The sequence below is a fragment of the Planktothrix tepida PCC 9214 genome, assembly GCF_900009145.1.
Lineage (GTDB): Bacteria > Cyanobacteriota > Cyanobacteriia > Cyanobacteriales > Microcoleaceae > Planktothrix > Planktothrix tepida.
In genome coordinates, this window is sequence record NZ_LN889812.1 from 471,196 (window position 1) to 488,949 (window position 17,754).

Here is a 17,754-nt window from a genome sequence, read left to right on the forward strand (position 1 = left end):
AGACTGGGGGGAAGCAACGGATGTGTCTCAGTTTTATGGCAGAATTGAAGAACTGGCTCAACTCCAACAATGGATTTTACAGGAAGAATGCCGCCTCATTGCGGTGTTAGGAATGGGAGGAATTGGGAAAACCTCTTTATCGGTACAGTTAGCTCAAAAAATCTATCCCCAGTTTGAATTTGTGATTTGGCGATCGCTGCGAAATGCACCGCCTTTAACGGAAATTTTAATGGATTTAATTCAATTTCTCGCTCAGGAAACGGAGTTGAATTTGTCTCCCGACCCCCATCGGCAAATTTCCCAATTGATCGATTTTTTACGCACTTCTCGATGTTTAATTATTTTAGATAATACAGAATCAATTTTACAAGACGGAAATCGAGTCGGACGCTATTATCCCGGCTATGAAAATTATGGAGATTTATTTAAACGTCTGGGAGAAACTCAACATCAAAGCTGTCTCCTGCTCACCAGTCGGGAAAAACCTAGAGAAATTGCCGCTTTAGAAGGTCAAACCCAGAAAGTCCGGTCTTTACCTTTATTAGGATTAGAACCGGAAAATTGTCAAGAAATTATTCAATCTAAAGGCGTTGCAGGTTCCTTTGAACAATGGCAAACCTTAATTGAACGCTATGCGGGAAATCCCCTCGCCTTAAAAATTGTTACAACAACGATTTATGATTTGTTTGGGGGAAATGTTGGTGAATTTTTAGAACAAATTCAGCAAGGAACGGCGATTTTTGGCGATGTTAGAGATATATTAGAACAACAATTAGGACGAATTTCCGAACTCGAATTAGAAACCATGCACTGGTTAGCGATTAATCGAGAACCCTGTACCGTTGTTGATTTGAGAAAAGATTTATTATCGATTATTTCTCCGATTGAATTAATTGAAGCCTTAGAATCCTTGAGTCGGCGATCGTTGATTGAAAAAAGTGCTGGCAGCTTTACCCAGCAACCGGTTGTTATGGAATATATGATTGAGCGGTTAATTGAAAAAAATCTGCAAGAAATTGAAACGGAAACCATTAATATTTTAAATCAATATCCTTTAATTAAATCTCAAGCCAAAGATTATATCCGAGAAAGTCAAACTCGGTTAATTTTACAGCCAATTGTTCAAAAACTCTTAAGCCGTTATCGAATTTCAGGAGAACTGAACCAAAAGTTTAAAGTTCTGATTGAACGGTTAAAACAACATCGTCATTCTTCAGGTTATGGTGGCGGGAATATTATTAATCTTTGCCATAGTTTAGACTTAGATTTAGCGGATTATGACTTTTCTCAATTAACCATTTGGCAAGCGTATTTACAAGATGCTAATTTACAAAATGTTGATTTTTCCGGTTCCGATTTATCTCGATCTGTGTTTGCCAAAACCCTCGGTCATTCCCTCACCGTTGCTTTGGGTGCTAACGGAATTTTAGCTACTGGAGATGCCGAAGGTAAAATTATTTTATGGACAGTGGAAGACGGTCAACAACTGTTAGTTTGTCAAGGACAAGTCGGAGGAGTTAAGTCTGTCACCTTTAATCACGATGGGACTTTACTGGCGAGTGGGAGTGATGATGAAAGTGTGCGACTGTGGAAAGTCTCAACGGGAGAATGCTTAAACCGTTGGCGAGAACATCAAGGAAGCGTTAACTGTGTTTGTTTTAGTCCCGATGGGGATTGGTTGGCCAGTGGTAGTAATGACAAGACCGTCAGGGTTTGGGATACCCGTTCTGGACAGTGTGTGCATCACTTCACCGATCACACCGACAGCATTCGCACCATTGCCTTTAGTCCCGATGGTGATACCTTGGCGAGTTGCAGTGAGGATCAAACCGTTAAACTCTGGAATCTGCAAACGGGAGATTGTTTACGCACCTTCTATGGACATAACGCTTGGAATTGGGCCGTTACGTTTGTGCGTTCTGCTTCAATTCCGGGTAAAATTCATGCGATCGCCAGTAGTACCGATGAAGAAGCCGTCCGCCTTTGGGATGTAAATACGGGTCACAGTTTTCATACCTTTCACGGTCATCAAGACTCGGTGTGGATCGTGGTATTTAGTCCTGATGGAGAATTATTAGCCAGTAGCAGCGATGACCAAACCGTAAAACTTTGGAATCTGAGAAGGGGAACTTGTTTAAAAACCTTGCCCGGATTAGAAAGTCAAGTCTGCTCCTTAGCCTTTAGTCCCGATAGCCAAACCTTAGCGACGGGGAGTGTGGATCGCATGGTGCAGTTATGGGATGTGAAGACGGGACAACGGTTGAGAACCTTACGCGGTCATCGTCATCAGGTGTGGTCGTTTGTTCTGAGTCCCAATGGCAGACGTTTGGCCAGTGGTAGTGATGACGATAAGGTGCGACTCTGGGATGTACAGACGGGTCGCTGTCTCAAACAGTTACAAGGTCATCAGGACTGGGTATGGTCAGTCGCATTTAGTCCCGATGGAAGTTTAATCGCCAGTGGCAGTTATGACCGCACGGTGAAACTCTGGGATACTCAGACTGGGGAATGTTTGAAAACCTTGCATGGCCATAGCGATCGCATTCAAGCGGTAATGTTTAGTGCTGAAGGTAGGCTATTGGCGAGTGCCAGTGATGACCAAACGGTGAAACTTTGGGATGTGCAAACGGGTGAACTGTTACAAACCTTAGAAGGACATCAGCGTTGGGTGGGTTCAGTCGCCTTCAGTCCTCAAACTTCAATTTTAGCCAGTGGCAGTAATGACCAAACCATTCGACTGTGGGATGTGGAAACAGGCGACTGTTTGGCGGTTCTTGAAGGCCATAATGATCGGGTTCATGTTCTGACTTTTGCCTCGAAGGGTTCGATTTTAGTGAGTGGGAGTTATGATCGTTCGGTGAAATGTTGGGCTGTGGAAACCGGTGAATGTCTGCAAACTTGGCGGGGTGAAATTGAACGAGTCCAGGGAATTTTATTGACTCTTGAAGGTCAGATTTGGGTCAGTGGTAGTCATGATCATGATATTAGATTATGGGATATTGCGACGGGAAACTGTGTAAAACATTTAGAAGGCCATAGCCATCCTGTCTGGTCAGTTCATGTTGATGCTCAGGGCCATTTTCTAGCCAGTGGCAGTCATGATCAAGGAATTAAGGTTTGGGATTTACACACCCAGGAGTGTTTGAAAACCTTACGCGCTGATAAGCCTTACAATGGTTTGAATATTACGGGTGTGACGGGAATCACTACAGCACAAAAAGTTACATTGAAAGCGTTAGGCGCGGTGGATCTTAACCCAGAACGAATATTATAAGAACAGCTTTACCGAATCTTTACAATTAACGACTGATTTTTGCTAAATCTTTATTGGAGTGGGGTGGATTTATCACTAAGATCAAAGTATTAGAAACACAGCTACACGCCACCCCAAATTTTCAGTCATCCTTAAAGTTCGGGTCTCACCCCAAGGTCTGGTGTTATCAGGGAAAAGTCGGGTAGGGTATAACAGGATGTTATATTCTACCCCACAGTCAGGGTATCTCAAGAAGCAAGCGATCGGAAGCGATAAAATGTTACTCATTTTAAAATCCAGATCCAGGGGGAAACAAGGCACTAAGGAGAAAACAACGAGAATTTGGATGTGAGGTCAGAGTGTGTAGCCCACCCAATCCACCTATCCCTGACCAAAGAGGGGTTCTACCGTGAATAGTTCGGGGTTTAGCCAGTATTATCATTCATCGGATGAGCAGGTCATTTATGCTCATCTACAAAGTTGTGTCGAAATTGAACAACCCCAACACCTGATTCAACGGTTCTTTAATTTGTTTATCCAAGGAGGAGAATACCCTGATTTGGCTGTTAATTTAGCATTAGGTCGGATTGTCGATTCGGATTTAGCAAATATAGAATTTCAGTATGTTCTCAACCGCAGTTGTTATATTTTAATTAATCGGTGGCGCAAACAACCTCGGCATCAATGGGCTATTCCTGAACTGATTAATAGTTTTGAGCAAACCCCATCGGGTTTACCTTCCTGTTGGACAGCAAAACGCTTACGTTCTTTAGTTAAACGGTTTATCCAAACGGAACAGTATCAAGCTCTTCGCCGTTTAAGTAAGGTCTTTGAAGAAAAAATTGAAGCAAACCAAAAAGAAAAAAACGATAATGTAGAAGGTTTAATTAGTCGTTATCCCTATTTATATGATCACTGTTTTTTAACGGATGATAGTCCTGATGAGCAACGTCAAGAAATCCGCGAGATGCGAATGCAAGCTCAAGAAACCTGGGAGCATGATTTATCTCAATATCTCACGTTTAAACGCACTCCCCGCGAACAACGCTTAATTTTACCGTCGGTGGAAAATCCAACGTTATTAACAGACAAAAAGTTGAATTTTGCAGTTAAACATTTTACCGGGAAAGTAGATGGTTATCATACTTATAATGATTTAGCCTACATTTTTACAAATCAAAGCCAACAAACGCGAACCTATCGCACGTTTAAAGAAGAATTTTATGAATATTTGAGTAGTACGGTTGATACTAAGTATGGAAAAAACCATTTTAATAATCGTTTGTATCGAGAACTACAAGCGACTTTATCCCACAATGATAGTCAAAAAGTGAATGCTACTTTGATAGCGGGAACCTGTCGTAAATTATTAAATTTCTTGGTTGTGGAAAGTCCGCAACAACCCCATCACTTTGTGTTTTTAGATTTAAGCAGTAATATTGGAGTAACTCGTTCTATCGGGTTGTTATTAAAAATTGTCTTATTTTGTCGCAAAGTTAAATCGGATTTAGAAAAACGGTTTTCGATTTTATTTAATCACTATTCTACTTTTCCCAGAAATAAGGTGTTTTGGCTGGTGGAAGCGTTAGAAAATCTTAATATTGCTTTTAGCTTAAACTGGGGAAGTTTAAAATTTAATTAAGTTTTGCCTCAATTCTGGCAATTACGACTATGAGCCAACACTTTATGATTATTGATTTTACACTAAAAGCGATCGCTGTTGCTCATAAAAATAGCGATCGCTTAATTATAAGGGGATAACCCATAAAGTTAACTGATCTGTTCACTTGCGCGACTTAACATGGCTTCATGAAGATGATCATCATGGAGACGTTCCTGAATTAATAACTCCCGTGCTTGTTCGTGAGTTTGTTCAATCAGATTTTCTTCTTCCGCCGCCCGGTTTCGCATGGTTTCCTGGACGTGTTCTTGGTGTTGACGCTCTTGAACCAAGAGTTCCCGTGCTTTGTCTTGCATAGTCATGGCTAGATTCTCCTAATTCCTGTTCAATATTTCTCTATCTAAAATTTTTACATAATTTTAGTAAAATGTATCATAAGTAACAGAAATTTTTATAATTTTAGCTTCTAAGTATTTCAACTCATGCTGAACAACTCTAACCCCATATTAGTATCCCCCAAGGCTTCGGATAGCTAGAAAGTCTCAATAAAAAAAATTTTGCGCTACCTATTGAGAATAGTTTGCATTTAAGTTATGCTGATCACTATCGGTTGATGGGTAAAAGCAATGGATTATCCCTAGGCTTCCCGTCTCTATTAGTGAAAATAGATTTCATTTGAGTAAAACTTATGAACTCATCTCATCTTGACCAAAGGGCGATTTGTGAAGTTTTTGGCATTAACTGGGTAGACCGTTGGCTGATTGATAAGCGATTTCTCAAGTTTTTTGATTAAAAAATATTGACTAGGCGTGACCTTTTTTAAGTTTGTCTATCGCTGTTTTCCCTTAAGTACAGTTTGAAATTTTCCTGACCCATTACCTTTAGTAAACCCATGTGTAAATCCAACAAAAGCTATACAGAATTTAACTTAACAGGAACGATCAAAAATGTGTGGATAAAAGAAGATAAACCTAAATTAATGACGCTACAAACTCCTGTAGGATTATTGCTGATTAAACTGTCTAAAGCAGCGCGGATGATGGGAATTTCTAATTTAGCTCCTGGTCAGGAGGTGCGGGTCAAAGGTCAGAAAAAACAAGATTTTAAAACCGGAAAGATTAAATTAAAAGCTGAACAGATACTTCCTGCTTTCCCACCCCTATCAACTTTAACTCCTGTATTCTATGATGAAAGCAAAAAAACTGCCTCTGAGGATTTAGTTTTTTCTTCGCCTTTGGGTGTTCAAAGTTCTAACACTTCTAATATTTTATATTCTCCAATTCAGAAAGACTGTGAAACCTCGGAAATTTGTCCTTCAGTTATTCCCGGTGAACCTGTACAACAGCCTGCGGTTAAACCTGCCAAAATCTTAATCTGTCAAAAATCTGATTGTCGTAAACGGGGAGGCGATGCGATTTGTACCCTATTGCAACAAGAATTAGCTCAACGGGGATTAGAAGATCAGGTAATAATTCAAAAAACAGGATGTTTGAAAAAATGTAAAGCTGGCCCTAATCTGGTGATGTTACCGGATAAAACCCGTTATAGTAAAGTTGAACCGGAAAAAATTCCCGCGTTGATTGAGCAACATTTTTAAAATCATTCAGGAAAATCATTCAGGAAACAGATCAAAGAAACGTTAATCTTGCTTATTCTTAGACAAAAGCGCGCTTTGCAACAAGAACTGAAAAGACAACAAGAAAATCAAACACCTAGCTGAAAGAAATAGGGGTTTCTGTTTTAACCTCTGATTTTTTCAGAAACCTTTTTTGCGGAATGATTTGAAGCTGTTTTATAAGTAAAGCTAATAAATTATAGATACTTGTTTTAAATTTTAAAAGAATTCGAGAAAAATTGGATTTTTTATTGAAAATAGCTTGCAACTACTTGACGAAACCAATGGGTTTGAGGTATACTAAAAAAAGCACACCCAAGGGGTTACTGTGTCTATCGGCAAAAATAGAGGCTAAAACCCTTTAAACTCGTTCAAGATTGAGAACATTTAACAGGTTTATGGCTACTGCGATGCACGAGTTTTTTGGACAAAAGGGCAAGGCACGAGTTTAGGTATTGACAAAATCAATAAATTGTGCATCAGCCATAAAATCAAGTTTCACGGAAAATTAAGAATTGGGTTGCTTGCGTGTCCCAAGTGGTGAGATGATTGAGATGCAGTCTGAGGGGAATTCCAGAGCCACTTATGGCGTAGAATCTGAACTCGTTGAGATTCGATGCTTCGGCACTCACACACTCACTAAAGTCTACAGATAAAAATAAATTATGGTTGTTGCAGCCCAATCACTTGAAGAACTTTGCATTAATTCGATTCGCTTCCTTGCCATTGATGCCGTAGAAAAGGCAAAATCTGGCCACCCTGGATTACCTATGGGTGCTGCGCCGATGGCATTTGTGTTGTGGGATCGGTTTATGCGGTTCAATCCTAAAAATCCTAAATGGTATAACCGCGATCGCTTCGTCCTGTCAGCCGGTCATGGCTCAATGTTGCAATATGCCCTACTGTATCTAATGGGATACGATAGCGTTTCCTTAGACGATATCAAACAATTTCGTCAGTGGCATTCTCAGACTCCTGGCCACCCAGAAAACTTTGTTACCGCCGGGGTTGAAGTCACCACTGGCCCATTAGGTCAAGGGATTGCCAATGGTGTTGGGTTAGCTATGGCCGAAGCCCATGACGCTGCGACCTTCAATAAACCCGATGCCAACTTGGTAGACCATTATACCTATGTGATTTTAGGGGATGGTTGCAACATGGAAGGGGTTTCGGGTGAAGCCTGTTCTTTAGCTGGACACCTGGGACTCGGTAAATTAATTGCCCTCTACGACGATAACCATATTTCCATTGATGGAAATACCGAGATTTCCTTTACTGAAGATGTCAGCAAACGCTTTGAAGCCTATGGTTGGCACGTTCAGCACGTTGAAAATGGCAACACTGATTTAGATGCCATTGCAGATGCGATTGCCAAAGCGAAGGAAGTCACCGATAAACCGTCTTTCATTAAAATTACCACCACCATTGGCTACGGGTCTCCTAACAAACAAAACACCGCCGGCGTTCACGGGGCTGCTTTAGGGGGAGATGAAGTAGCAGCCACTCGGAAAAATCTGGGTTGGGACTATGAACCCTTTGTGGTTCCCGATGATGCCTTAGCTCATTTCCGCAAAGCCGTTGAACGCGGGGCCAATTTGGAAGGAGAATGGAGCAAAACTTGGGAAAACTACAAAGCCAAATATCCCCAAGAAGCCGCTGAATTTGAACGTCGCATTAGTGGAAAACTCCCCGAAGGTTGGGAAAAAGCCCTACCGACCTTTACCCCCCAAGAAAAAGGTAAAGCTACCCGTCAATACTCAGAAGGGGTTCTGAATGCCTTAGCCCCCGTTCTGCCTGAATTGATTGGAGGTTCGGCGGACTTAACCCACTCCAACTTAACGGAAATGAAAGGGTTTGGTAATTTCCAAAAAGGACAATATCAAAACCGTAACCTGCGTTTCGGTGTCCGTGAACACGGAATGGGTGCAATTTGTAATGGAATTGGTCTGCATTACTCTGGTTTAATTCCCTATTGCGCGACGTTCTTAGTGTTTGCAGACTATATGCGGGCGGCGATTCGTTTATCCGCCTTATCAGAAATCGGTGTTATCTATGTGATGACCCATGACTCCATCGCCCTTGGGGAAGATGGCCCCACCCACCAACCCGTCGAAACCATTGCGTCCCTGCGGGCTATTCCTGAGTTGTTGGTGATGCGTCCGGCGGATGGGAATGAAACCTCTGGTGCTTATAAAGTCGCCGTTGAAAATCGGAATCGTCCCACCCTGATTGCGTTAACTCGTCAAGCGTTACCGAACTTAAACGGTAGTTCCGTTGATGTGGTCAGCAAAGGCGCTTATGTTCTGTCTGACTCGGAAGGCACTCCCGATTTAATTTTGATCGGAACTGGAAGCGAAGTGTCTTTGTGTGTGGAAGCCGCCGAAAAATTAACGGCTGAAGGTAAGAAAGTTCGGGTGGTTTCTATGCCTTGTTGGGAACTGTTTGAAGAACAAGATGCCGCTTACAAAGAATCTGTGTTACCTAAAGCCGTGACAACACGGTTAGTGGTGGAAGCTGCCAGCCGTTTCGGTTGGGAACGCTATATTGGCGATCAAGGCGACATGATCAGCATTGATCGCTTTGGTGCTTCTGCTCCGGGTAACGTGTTGATGGAGAAATTTGGTTTCACCGTTGAGAATGTTTTAGACAAAGCGAAAGCCTTATTAGGTTAAGTCTAAAGTTTAAGGAAACAAGGAACAGTTCTTCTTACTGTCTCCTGTTTCCTCTCTTCTTATTATTGAGTGCGGTCATCTACCGCACTTTTTTTATTGAACTTGAGCACCATGAGAACGGGGATCAACCGTACTTGGTTTATCGGGAGTCAGAGGAGAATTAAAGGCAGAAACTTGACCTATTGATTGAGTATAGGGGAGAGGATTTTCAGCAATTAAAGCATCTAAATTTGCCTCTAGGATATTTCGAGGAATTTCACCAATAGTTTGTGCAATGGTATCAGCATTTTGATTCAAATAAACAAAATGAGGAATTCCATCAACTCGATATTTCAGTAGTTCAGGCAACCATTTACTATTATCCACATTCAACATAACAAAATTCAGTTGTTCAGCATATTGCTGTTTAATTTCATGCAATTCTGGAGCCATTGCTTGGCAACTGGTACACCAATTGGCATAAAATTCAATTAAGGTGGGTTTTCCATTCCTCAAGGCGACATCCATCGGAACAGATTCTTCAGCGAGTTGAGGTAGGGAGGTTGAGGTCGCATCCATCCGTACCCCCAGGAAAACGGCGACAGCCAAAATAATCGCAGCCATGGCAATTAAAAAGTTTCTAATGCGTTTGGCTAAATCGGAGGGTTGAGTTGATATTGTTGAATGCAATGGATTTTCGTTCATGTTCCTAACGTAAAAAATGATCACCTATTCTAGGAATGACACAGGAGACAGAAGAAAAAAGAATTCACAGCTGACTCTGACTCCTGGCTTCTGATTATTTTAGCTTAACTATATTTTTCTGAAAATTTTAACGATTCCCTGGAAGTTGCAGTAAAATAGGATAAAAATAAATTAGCTCTAAAAATAATCTCAGAAAGTGTAATAGCCATAACTTCCAAATTCGTAATTCGTAATTCGTAATTCGTAATTTTATAATAATGAAAAAAAGAGTAACTTTAACCTTTCCCAAACGATCTATTCAAATGCCGATTACCTATCGATTGGCAAAAGATTTTAATGTAGCTGCTAATATTATTCGGGCTCAAGTCGCCCCCAATCAAGAGGGAAAATTAGTGGTAGAATTGTCAGGGGATATTGATGAACTAGAAGCAGCTATTGAATGGATGCAAACTCAAAATATTGGGGTTTCTTTAGTAGGACGAGAGATTTTAATTGATGAAGAGAGTTGTGTTGATTGTGGATTATGTACTGGAGTCTGTCCGACAGAAGCCTTAACGCTCAATCCTGAAACCTTTTATTTGACGTTTACCCGCTCACGATGTATTGTTTGTGAACAATGTATTCCAACCTGTCCCGTTCAAGCGATTTCAACGAATCTCTAAACGGGAATTTAACACAAAACTTTTTTTTCTCTTAATATTTCAATGAAATCAAAAAAAGAACTGACAATTATTACTTGGCTTTCCTTTGGATTACTCCTCCTAACTTGTCTTCATTTCGGCTGGTTTTTATTTGAATCTCATCTATATTTTATAATTTCAGGTATAATTTTAGCCTTAATTTGGGCAGTAGATTTATTCTTTACGATTCCGCTTAACTTTTTCCAAAATACAGTATTAAGATGGATTAGAACTGATCTAGGAACATTCTTAATGATTGTTTTTTTATCAATCTTGGGTGTGTTTATGATCACTTGGTTACAAATTTCGATTAATATTTTATTAATGCTTTCAGCCACAGCATTAGCTCGCTTAGAATTGCAAACTTCCCGATTTAGTAATTGGCAATCTTTTATTATTTTATCAATATTATCTACCTTCGGCTTAATATTAGGATGGGCTCTAAATTATTATTTTTCTGTAGATCATTTAGAATTCAAATTTTGTTTCCCCTTTGATTTAGGATGTATTGAAATTCCGCATAGTGCACCAACTCCACCTCATCAAGAGTAACAAGGGTTAAGCGATTAAATTAATTTTATTGGGTGCGTCAGCTTGACGCTAACACACCATTTCTATTATTTTAAATCTAATAATCCATTACTTTTGAGTTTGGGATTAAAGCGAATTTCTTCTTGTAATCCCCGTTCTTGGAGTTGAGTTAAAATTTGCTCTTCCACACGACGAGCAACTTGTTTTAACAGTTTTTCTTGACCGATTTCATCGTTGTTTTCATAAGCTATTTTTTCTTCGGCTGTCATTAAAGGTTTGACTTGAATGGGATGATTCCAAAGAATTTCATCTTCTGCATTTCCCAGAGGAATTGAACCATTTTCAGCAATCCAAGCTGCTTTAATTTCTTCTAAAATTGTTCGATTTGGACGAGTAATTGTTTGTAACTTCAGCCAATAACAACCTTGATATTGCCGAACAAAATGTTGCTTTAAACTCAGATAAATATCTCTGGAATATCCGACATATTGTAAAATTTTATCTTGATTAAAAATGGCATAAACACCAATTTGACCCTGAAGCAAGTCAGGGATTCTGCCGTTTTCATCCAAATAGGATATATAGTCTAAACTATTGAGAGGAGGAATTTCAGTTGGATTAGTCATTGATACAAAAAAACGCTTTTTCCCTAATTTTAAATGGATCAGTACCTATTTAATTATACCGTTTTATTGAATTCTTTTTAACGGCGATTAAATACATGAGGAGACAAATTTTCCCATTCAACTCAAATATCTGTTATCTTGGATCTTAAAACTCTGCTGAATAACTGGCGAGTCGTAAACTTCTGGAAATCTCAGAGTTGCCTGGTTCAATACCCTATTCCCTCAGTCAAATCTGTATAAAAAAACTCAATGTTTACACAAGTGCATTTAACAGAGCGACATCATCATATCCTGTGGGCAACGATTCGTCACTATATTGCGACGGCTGAACCTGTTGGTTCTAAAGCGTTGGTGGAGGAATACAACCTCAAAGTCAGTCCCGCAACCATCCGCAATAGTATGGGGGTCTTGGAACGCGCCGGACTCCTGTATCAACCCCATACCTCCGCCGGACGAGTTCCCTCAGATTCAGGTTATCGAATTTATGTTGATAAATTAATTACGCCTTCAGAAACTGTTGCAGATGAAGCTCTGCAATTATTACGCGAACAACTGAGTTTAAAAAACTGTAGTTTGGAGGCGGTTTTACGGGGTGCATCGCAAATTTTATCGACTTTGAGTGGGTATATTACATTAGTAACATTACCCCAACGAATTACAACCCGGTTGCGACATTTACACCTGGTTTCGATAGAACCCGGAAAAATTATGTTAGTCGTGGTGACGGATTCCTATCAAACCCAATCGAGTTTAATTGAATTATCTTCTCCGAATTACCCTGCTAATTCTAACACAATGGGAGTTAATCCGCTACCCGAAAATGAAGAAGTTTTAGAACAAGAATTACAATTAATTTCCAATTTTTTAAATGCTCAACTGAGAGGAAAATCAATTTCTGAACTCTCGACTTTAGATTGTACAGAATTAGATCGAGAATTTCAACGGTATTCAGATTTTTTACGAAAATTATTAACGGATTTAAGTTATCGTAGCCAAACCCCAGAATATACTCGAATTCTAATTAGTGGAATTGCGGAAGTTTTACATTTACCCGAATTTTCGCAATTGCAACAGGTGAAAACTTTAATGCACTTATTAGAAGAAGAACAGGAACAATTGTGGCCGTTAATTTTTCCCCCCTCCCAAACTGAACGGGTTACAGTTCGGATTGGGTCAGAAAATCCCTTAGAACCCATTCAAGGCTGTACTCTGGTTTCGGCTCAATATCGACGGGATAATATTCCGGTGGGCAGTGTGGGAATTTTAGGCCCGACTCGGATGATGTATGAAAATGCCATCGCCGTTGTTGAAGCCGCTGCTGATTATTTGTCGGAAGCACTGAGTTAATGTTTAATTTCTATATTTATGGTCGGTTTAGAACCCTTAGAAAATAGTTTATTTTCCTTTGTCCATCTCCTGAGATTTGGCTTAGAAGCAATTTCGGCTTTTTGCGTATTTTTAGGATTAATTACCACCTTAAAAATTGCCCTAAAGGCTTTCCAGCGAAGGCTGGTTTTTCCCTTTATAGAATTACGTCTCCACTTTGGAACGTGGTTAGCCTTAGCCTTGGAATTTCAATTGGGTGCGGATATTGTTTCTACCACGATTACACCCTCTTTTCAGGTATTAGGACAGTTAGCGGCAATTGCTGTGATTCGGACATTTTTAAATTATTTTTTGAATAAAGAACTGGAAAGTGAAACTAACTTTCAGAAAAAGCTAGAGGAGAAATCTTCTATTCAAGAATTATAAAATCTCATGGTGAATTCTGACCCTTTAACAATCGCAGAAACAGCAATTGCCGAGTTTGAACGTTCAAAAGTTCCTGGGGTTTGGACGGGACTTAATAAACAGCAAATTATTGCCGAAATGCGCTCACGTCTGCTAAATCCCTTTAACATTAATCAAGGTTCTCAACCTTTTTGTGGCCCTGCTGCTATTATTTTTGAACTCGCTCGAAAACAACCTACTGCTTATATTCAACTCTGTCGAAATCTGTTTCAAATTGGTGGCTTTCATACCCAAACAAATCGTTGGATTCCTTCACCTATCTATTTACAACAGAGTCCAGTTAATGTTAAGATCCCTCAAGTGGATTGGATGGTGTTATCAACCTTAAGAGAATCGGAAAATCTGATTTTTTCCGTTGACCCGAATGCACCTCAACTCTTCAGAAATTTAGCGGGAATTACCAAACCTTGGGAAATTGGAGGATGGACTCAAGAAATTTTAGGCTATCAAACCATTCATTATAATTATGCTTATTTATTCGGAGATTTAGAAGCCATTCAAAAGGCAAATCAAATTGTAAAATCCGGGGGTGTTGCCTTTGCATTAATTAATGATTTGGGTTTACTCCTGAACAAACCTTCTGTTTTTTCCTATCCAAGTCATTGGGTTGCCTTACTGGATGAATTAAATATTGATTACAATAAGAATATGATTGAGTTTAATCTATTTACCTGGGGAAAAGAGATGCAAATTACTATTGATTTAACTATCTTTAAAACCCATTTCTGGGAAGTTGTTACAGGGATTTAGTAGAGACGCGCCAAAAGCCTACGGCATGGCTGGGCTCAGGCGCGTCTCTACACCAGACAAATGCGTAGCAAACATTTCAGGATTTCAAATAACTTCCTATTAATGAATTGGTAATAATCCGCTTAACGCCTAAATTAACTAAGGTGTTAAAATCATTGAGATCATCCACCGTCCAAACCACAATATCGACTCCTTGATTTTGACTTTGGGTTACGATTTCTGGATGTTGTAATACAATCGGATAATGGATGCTTAAAATCGAATTTCCTTTGTTAATTGCTTTTTGAAGCTGTTCTTCAAACTGATTAAAACCAATTAAAAAATATCCGAGGGGTATTTCAGGATGATAGTGACGAATTTGATCTAAAAAATTTTCATTAAAAGAAGTCATAATTGATTTATTAAGGAGATTATTTTGAACTAAAAATTCTCCTAACTTTTGAACTTCTTCCTCTAACCATTGATGATTTGGTTTAATATCAAAATATAAAAAATCCTTAACATTTTGAAAAGTAGCGATCGCATCTTCTAATGTGGGAATACTTTCTCCAGCAAATCGTTCAGCAAACCACGAACCTGCATCTAATTCTTTGAGTTCTGCAACAGTTTTCTCGGAAACTTTACCCGATGTTCCCGTAATTCGATTTAACAATTCATCATGAAAAATGACAGGAATTCCATCCGCAGAAACTTGTACATCAAATTCCAGAGAATCTGCCCCCTGCTGTAAAGCTGCACTAAACGCAACCAGGGTATTTTCAGGTGCCATCACTGAAAACCCCCGATGAGCAATAATTTCTAAATCCATAATTTTACCTCTATTTCTATAATCATTATTTTACCATCATTTGATCTTTTAAAAACGCTTCAACGGTTTGATTAAAACAATCGGGTTCAACTAAAAATGACCAATGATTGCCCGCCACACGCTCAATTTTTAACTGGGTTAAATACTGTTGATAAGGTTTTAATTGCCAGTCCATACGATTAACTCCCTTTTCCGGTTGAATCAATAATGTGGGAATATTAATGTTTTCTGTTAACCCTGGAACTTCCATCACCTGTTCAAAAATTTCATTTCGGGCGGGAATTCCAAATTTACTTCCCCAAGTTCCATCTGGTTTTTGTTCCATTCCCGCTTCAAATAATTCCTGTTGTAAATCACTCCATCCCACAAATTGAGCTAACTGTTTAGCTTGATTTTCCGCCTGTTCAAAACTAGCAAACGGGCCGATTAATTTTAAACAATCTAACTGACGATACAAAAGCGGCAGAGTTAATTTAAACAAACCGGGAAGTTTCATAATAAAAATTGGATCAACTAAAATCATACTATTAAACCGATCAGGATTTTGTCTTGCCCAAATCGCTGCCATTTTTCCCGTCCAAGAATGCCCTAAAATATGGGCTTTTGACCAATTAAGCTGATCCATTAATGCTTCTAAATCTTCAATAACTTCAGTAAAGGTATATCCCTGTTCGGGTTTACTACTTTCTCCATGTCCTCGCATATCCGGTGCTATAATATGATGGTGATCGCTCAATTTCTCTCCTAACTTTTTCCAAACCAACGCTTGATCTGCTAACCCATGTAATAATAAAAGGTTGGTATCCGAGGAACCCCTAACCCCAGGATTCCATTCTAAATAAGAGAGGTTAGCCCTTGATAGGGATAAGGTTTTTCTAATATAACTCATAGTTTTACTCTTTAAAACTAATAAATTAGCAAACTGGATATTTTCAGTATAAAGGATTAGATCTCTCCCTATCAATCCGCGCCGAGGTTGTAATATTTTATCGTAGAGGGGTTGGGAGACTCAACCCTCTTTGCGCCTGGCTTTGGAAACCAAACTCCTACAGAACTTTTTCATAAATTATTTAGGATTGCTATAGTATAGGGTGGGTGATTAGAAAAAGCTTGTGATTTCAGCCGTTAAGTTAGGGTTTGTCACTGACCCTAGGTTTAACAATGATGAAATTTTAGGTAAAATATGAGATAATAATATCAACCTTCTCTTAACTTTATTTTGGCAAACTCAGTCAGACATCATGCAAGCATCTACAGAGTGGCAACAGGTAAAAACTGCCTTTAAAAAGATTTGGGGTTATGATGATTTCCGACCTCCCCAAGGGGAAATTATTAAAAGCTTACTAGACTACAAAGATGCTTTAATTGTTATGCCAACGGGAGGCGGAAAATCCATCTGTTTTCAACTTCCAGCTTTATTAAAAACCGGATTAACCTTAGTCATCTCGCCCCTGGTGGCATTAATGGAAAATCAGGTACAAGAACTTCAAGAGCTCAAACTTCCCGCCGCCTTAATTCATAGCCAATTAATGCCCCAACAACGACGTAATACCTTACGTTTAGTTGAACAAAATCAATTAAGACTTCTCTATCTTTCTCCTGAAACTCTATTAAGTTCTCCTGTTTGGAGTGTGATTTCTCAACCCCAGGTTCAAATCAATGGTTTAATCTTAGATGAAGCCCATTGTTTAGTCCAATGGGGGGATACATTTCGCCCTGCTTATCGACGTTTAGGGGCTATTCGTGCGACTTTATTAAAACTAAAACCTACGGGAACGAAAATAGCGATCGCAGCCTTTACGGCTACCGCCGATCCTGATGCTCAAGCTATTATTAAACAGGTTTTAAACCTCAAAAATCCTCAACAATTTCTCCTCAGTCCCTATCGATCTAATTTAGAATTAAACATTAAAACAGTTTGTACTCCCAGAGGACGACAACAACAGTTAATTCAATTTATTCAACCTCGAAAAAATCAGACCGGTTTAATTTATGCCCGTACTCGCAAAGACTGTGAACAATTAGCCCAATGGTTACAAACCCAAAATTATTCAACCGTTGCTTATCATGCAGGTTTAGGTTCCGATGAACGCCGAAAAATCGAAAAAGATTGGTTAGAGGAAAACGTTAAATTTGTGGTTTGTAGTAGTGCCTTTGGCATGGGAATTAATAAAAGTAATGTTCGATGGGTTGCCCATTTTCAAGCTCCGTTTTTATTATCAGAATATATTCAAGAAGTGGGGCGGGCTGGAAGAGATGGTCAACCTGCAATCGCATTAACAATTATTAGCGAACCTACAGGTTTTTTCTATCCTGAAGATAAACAACGGCAAAATTATTTAAAAGAAAATCTACAAAAACAATATCAAGCAGCCAATCAATTAATTAAGAAACTTCCCTTAAGAGGAAATATAGAAACGGTTTCTGAACAATTTAACAATAGTGAGATCGCCCTTTCCATTTTACACGCCCAAGGACGCTTAATCTGGCGTGATCCGTTTCACTATGAAATTCAATCTAAACCTGCTAAATCGACTTTGGATCTAAATCATAAAGCCATTCAACAAATGAATCAATACTTAAAAACTCGTCAATGTCGGTGGCAATTTTTATTACAAGCGTTTGGATTCAATTTAGATCAGTCCTTCAAAAGATGCGGTCATTGCGATCGCTGTAAATCCCCTCAAAAATCTTAACCCCAAAATCCTTGTGTAGGATGGACA

At 39.3% G+C, this 17,754-nt stretch carries 15 protein-coding genes; 10 read left to right on the forward strand and 5 right to left on the reverse strand.

Translation table 11 applies throughout. The features are described from left to right. The first annotated feature begins 22 nt into the window (after positions 1-22). Both PL9214_RS21975 and PL9214_RS21980 read left to right on the forward strand, forming a co-directional pair. The gene (locus tag PL9214_RS21975) at positions 23-3,274 is read left to right on the forward strand and encodes a WD40 domain-containing protein (RefSeq protein ID WP_072720916.1); all 3,252 of its coding nucleotides are present in this window, start codon (positions 23-25) and stop codon (positions 3,272-3,274) included. A 388-nt stretch (positions 3,275-3,662) separates the two neighbouring features. Continuing rightward, on the forward strand, positions 3,663-4,895 hold the full coding sequence (locus PL9214_RS21980; RefSeq protein ID WP_072720918.1) for a Sll1247 family protein: 1,233 nt from the start codon (positions 3,663-3,665) through the stop codon (positions 4,893-4,895). A 128-nt stretch (positions 4,896-5,023) separates the two neighbouring features. On the opposite strand, the gene PL9214_RS21985 is transcribed toward PL9214_RS21980, so the two are convergent. Further along, complete coding sequence (locus tag PL9214_RS21985) at positions 5,024-5,236, reverse strand: hypothetical protein (protein WP_072720920.1); 213 nt, start codon at positions 5,234-5,236, stop codon at positions 5,024-5,026. Between the two features lie 530 nt (positions 5,237-5,766). On the opposite strand from PL9214_RS21985, the gene PL9214_RS21990 reads away from it, so the two are divergent. After that, positions 5,767-6,471, forward strand: a complete 705-nt coding sequence (locus tag PL9214_RS21990; protein ID WP_072720922.1) for a (2Fe-2S) ferredoxin domain-containing protein — start codon at positions 5,767-5,769, stop codon at positions 6,469-6,471. Between the two features lie 683 nt (positions 6,472-7,154). Next, positions 7,155-9,161 (forward strand): transketolase, encoded by a 2,007-nt coding sequence (tkt, locus tag PL9214_RS21995; RefSeq protein WP_072720924.1) that lies wholly within the window; start codon positions 7,155-7,157, stop codon positions 9,159-9,161. 93 nt (positions 9,162-9,254) lie between these two features. Here the strand turns inward: tkt and PL9214_RS22000 are convergent, their stop codons facing one another. Continuing rightward, positions 9,255-9,845, reverse strand: coding sequence for a thioredoxin family protein (locus tag PL9214_RS22000; RefSeq protein ID WP_072720926.1), 591 nt, complete (start codon positions 9,843-9,845; stop codon positions 9,255-9,257). Between the two features lie 257 nt (positions 9,846-10,102). Here PL9214_RS22000 and PL9214_RS22005 point away from each other — a divergent pair, with 257 nt between their 5' ends. Both PL9214_RS22005 and PL9214_RS22010 read left to right on the forward strand, forming a co-directional pair. Continuing rightward, positions 10,103-10,507, forward strand: a complete 405-nt coding sequence (locus PL9214_RS22005; RefSeq protein ID WP_072720928.1) for an NIL domain-containing protein — start codon at positions 10,103-10,105, stop codon at positions 10,505-10,507. Between the two features lie 42 nt (positions 10,508-10,549). Then, complete coding sequence (locus PL9214_RS22010; protein WP_072720930.1) at positions 10,550-11,077, forward strand: hypothetical protein; 528 nt, start codon at positions 10,550-10,552, stop codon at positions 11,075-11,077. A gap of 65 nt (positions 11,078-11,142) precedes the next feature. Here PL9214_RS22010 and PL9214_RS22015 read toward each other — a convergent pair whose 3' ends face one another. After that, the gene (locus PL9214_RS22015) at positions 11,143-11,682 is read right to left on the reverse strand and encodes a GIY-YIG nuclease family protein (protein WP_072720932.1); all 540 of its coding nucleotides are present in this window, start codon (positions 11,680-11,682) and stop codon (positions 11,143-11,145) included. A gap of 249 nt (positions 11,683-11,931) precedes the next feature. Here PL9214_RS22015 and hrcA point away from each other — a divergent pair, with 249 nt between their 5' ends. Genes hrcA through PL9214_RS22030 form a run of 3 tightly spaced genes read left to right on the forward strand, consistent with a single transcriptional unit; the run spans position 11,932 to position 14,223 of the window. Then, positions 11,932-13,029 (forward strand): heat-inducible transcriptional repressor HrcA, encoded by a 1,098-nt coding sequence (gene hrcA, locus PL9214_RS22020; RefSeq protein ID WP_072720933.1) that lies wholly within the window; start codon positions 11,932-11,934, stop codon positions 13,027-13,029. A gap of 18 nt (positions 13,030-13,047) precedes the next feature. Further along, positions 13,048-13,434, forward strand: coding sequence for a DUF1622 domain-containing protein (locus PL9214_RS22025; RefSeq protein WP_072720935.1), 387 nt, complete (start codon positions 13,048-13,050; stop codon positions 13,432-13,434). Between the two features lie 6 nt (positions 13,435-13,440). Continuing rightward, entirely contained in the window at positions 13,441-14,223 is a 783-nt protein-coding gene (locus PL9214_RS22030; RefSeq protein ID WP_072720936.1) for a hypothetical protein, read from the forward strand. A 76-nt stretch (positions 14,224-14,299) separates the two neighbouring features. On the opposite strand, the gene PL9214_RS22035 is transcribed toward PL9214_RS22030, so the two are convergent. Both PL9214_RS22035 and PL9214_RS22040 read right to left on the reverse strand, forming a co-directional pair. After that, positions 14,300-15,031, reverse strand: coding sequence for a glycerophosphodiester phosphodiesterase (locus PL9214_RS22035; RefSeq protein ID WP_072720938.1), 732 nt, complete (start codon positions 15,029-15,031; stop codon positions 14,300-14,302). A gap of 25 nt (positions 15,032-15,056) precedes the next feature. Next, a complete protein-coding gene (locus PL9214_RS22040) occupies positions 15,057-15,920 on the reverse strand; it encodes an alpha/beta fold hydrolase (RefSeq protein WP_072720940.1) in 864 nt (287 codons plus the stop codon). A 352-nt stretch (positions 15,921-16,272) separates the two neighbouring features. Between PL9214_RS22040 and PL9214_RS22045 the strand changes: the two genes are divergently transcribed. Then, positions 16,273-17,727: a RecQ family ATP-dependent DNA helicase gene (locus tag PL9214_RS22045; protein WP_072720942.1), complete on the forward strand. Its 1,455-nt coding sequence runs from the start codon at positions 16,273-16,275 to the stop codon at positions 17,725-17,727. Positions 17,728-17,754 lie beyond the last annotated feature (27 nt).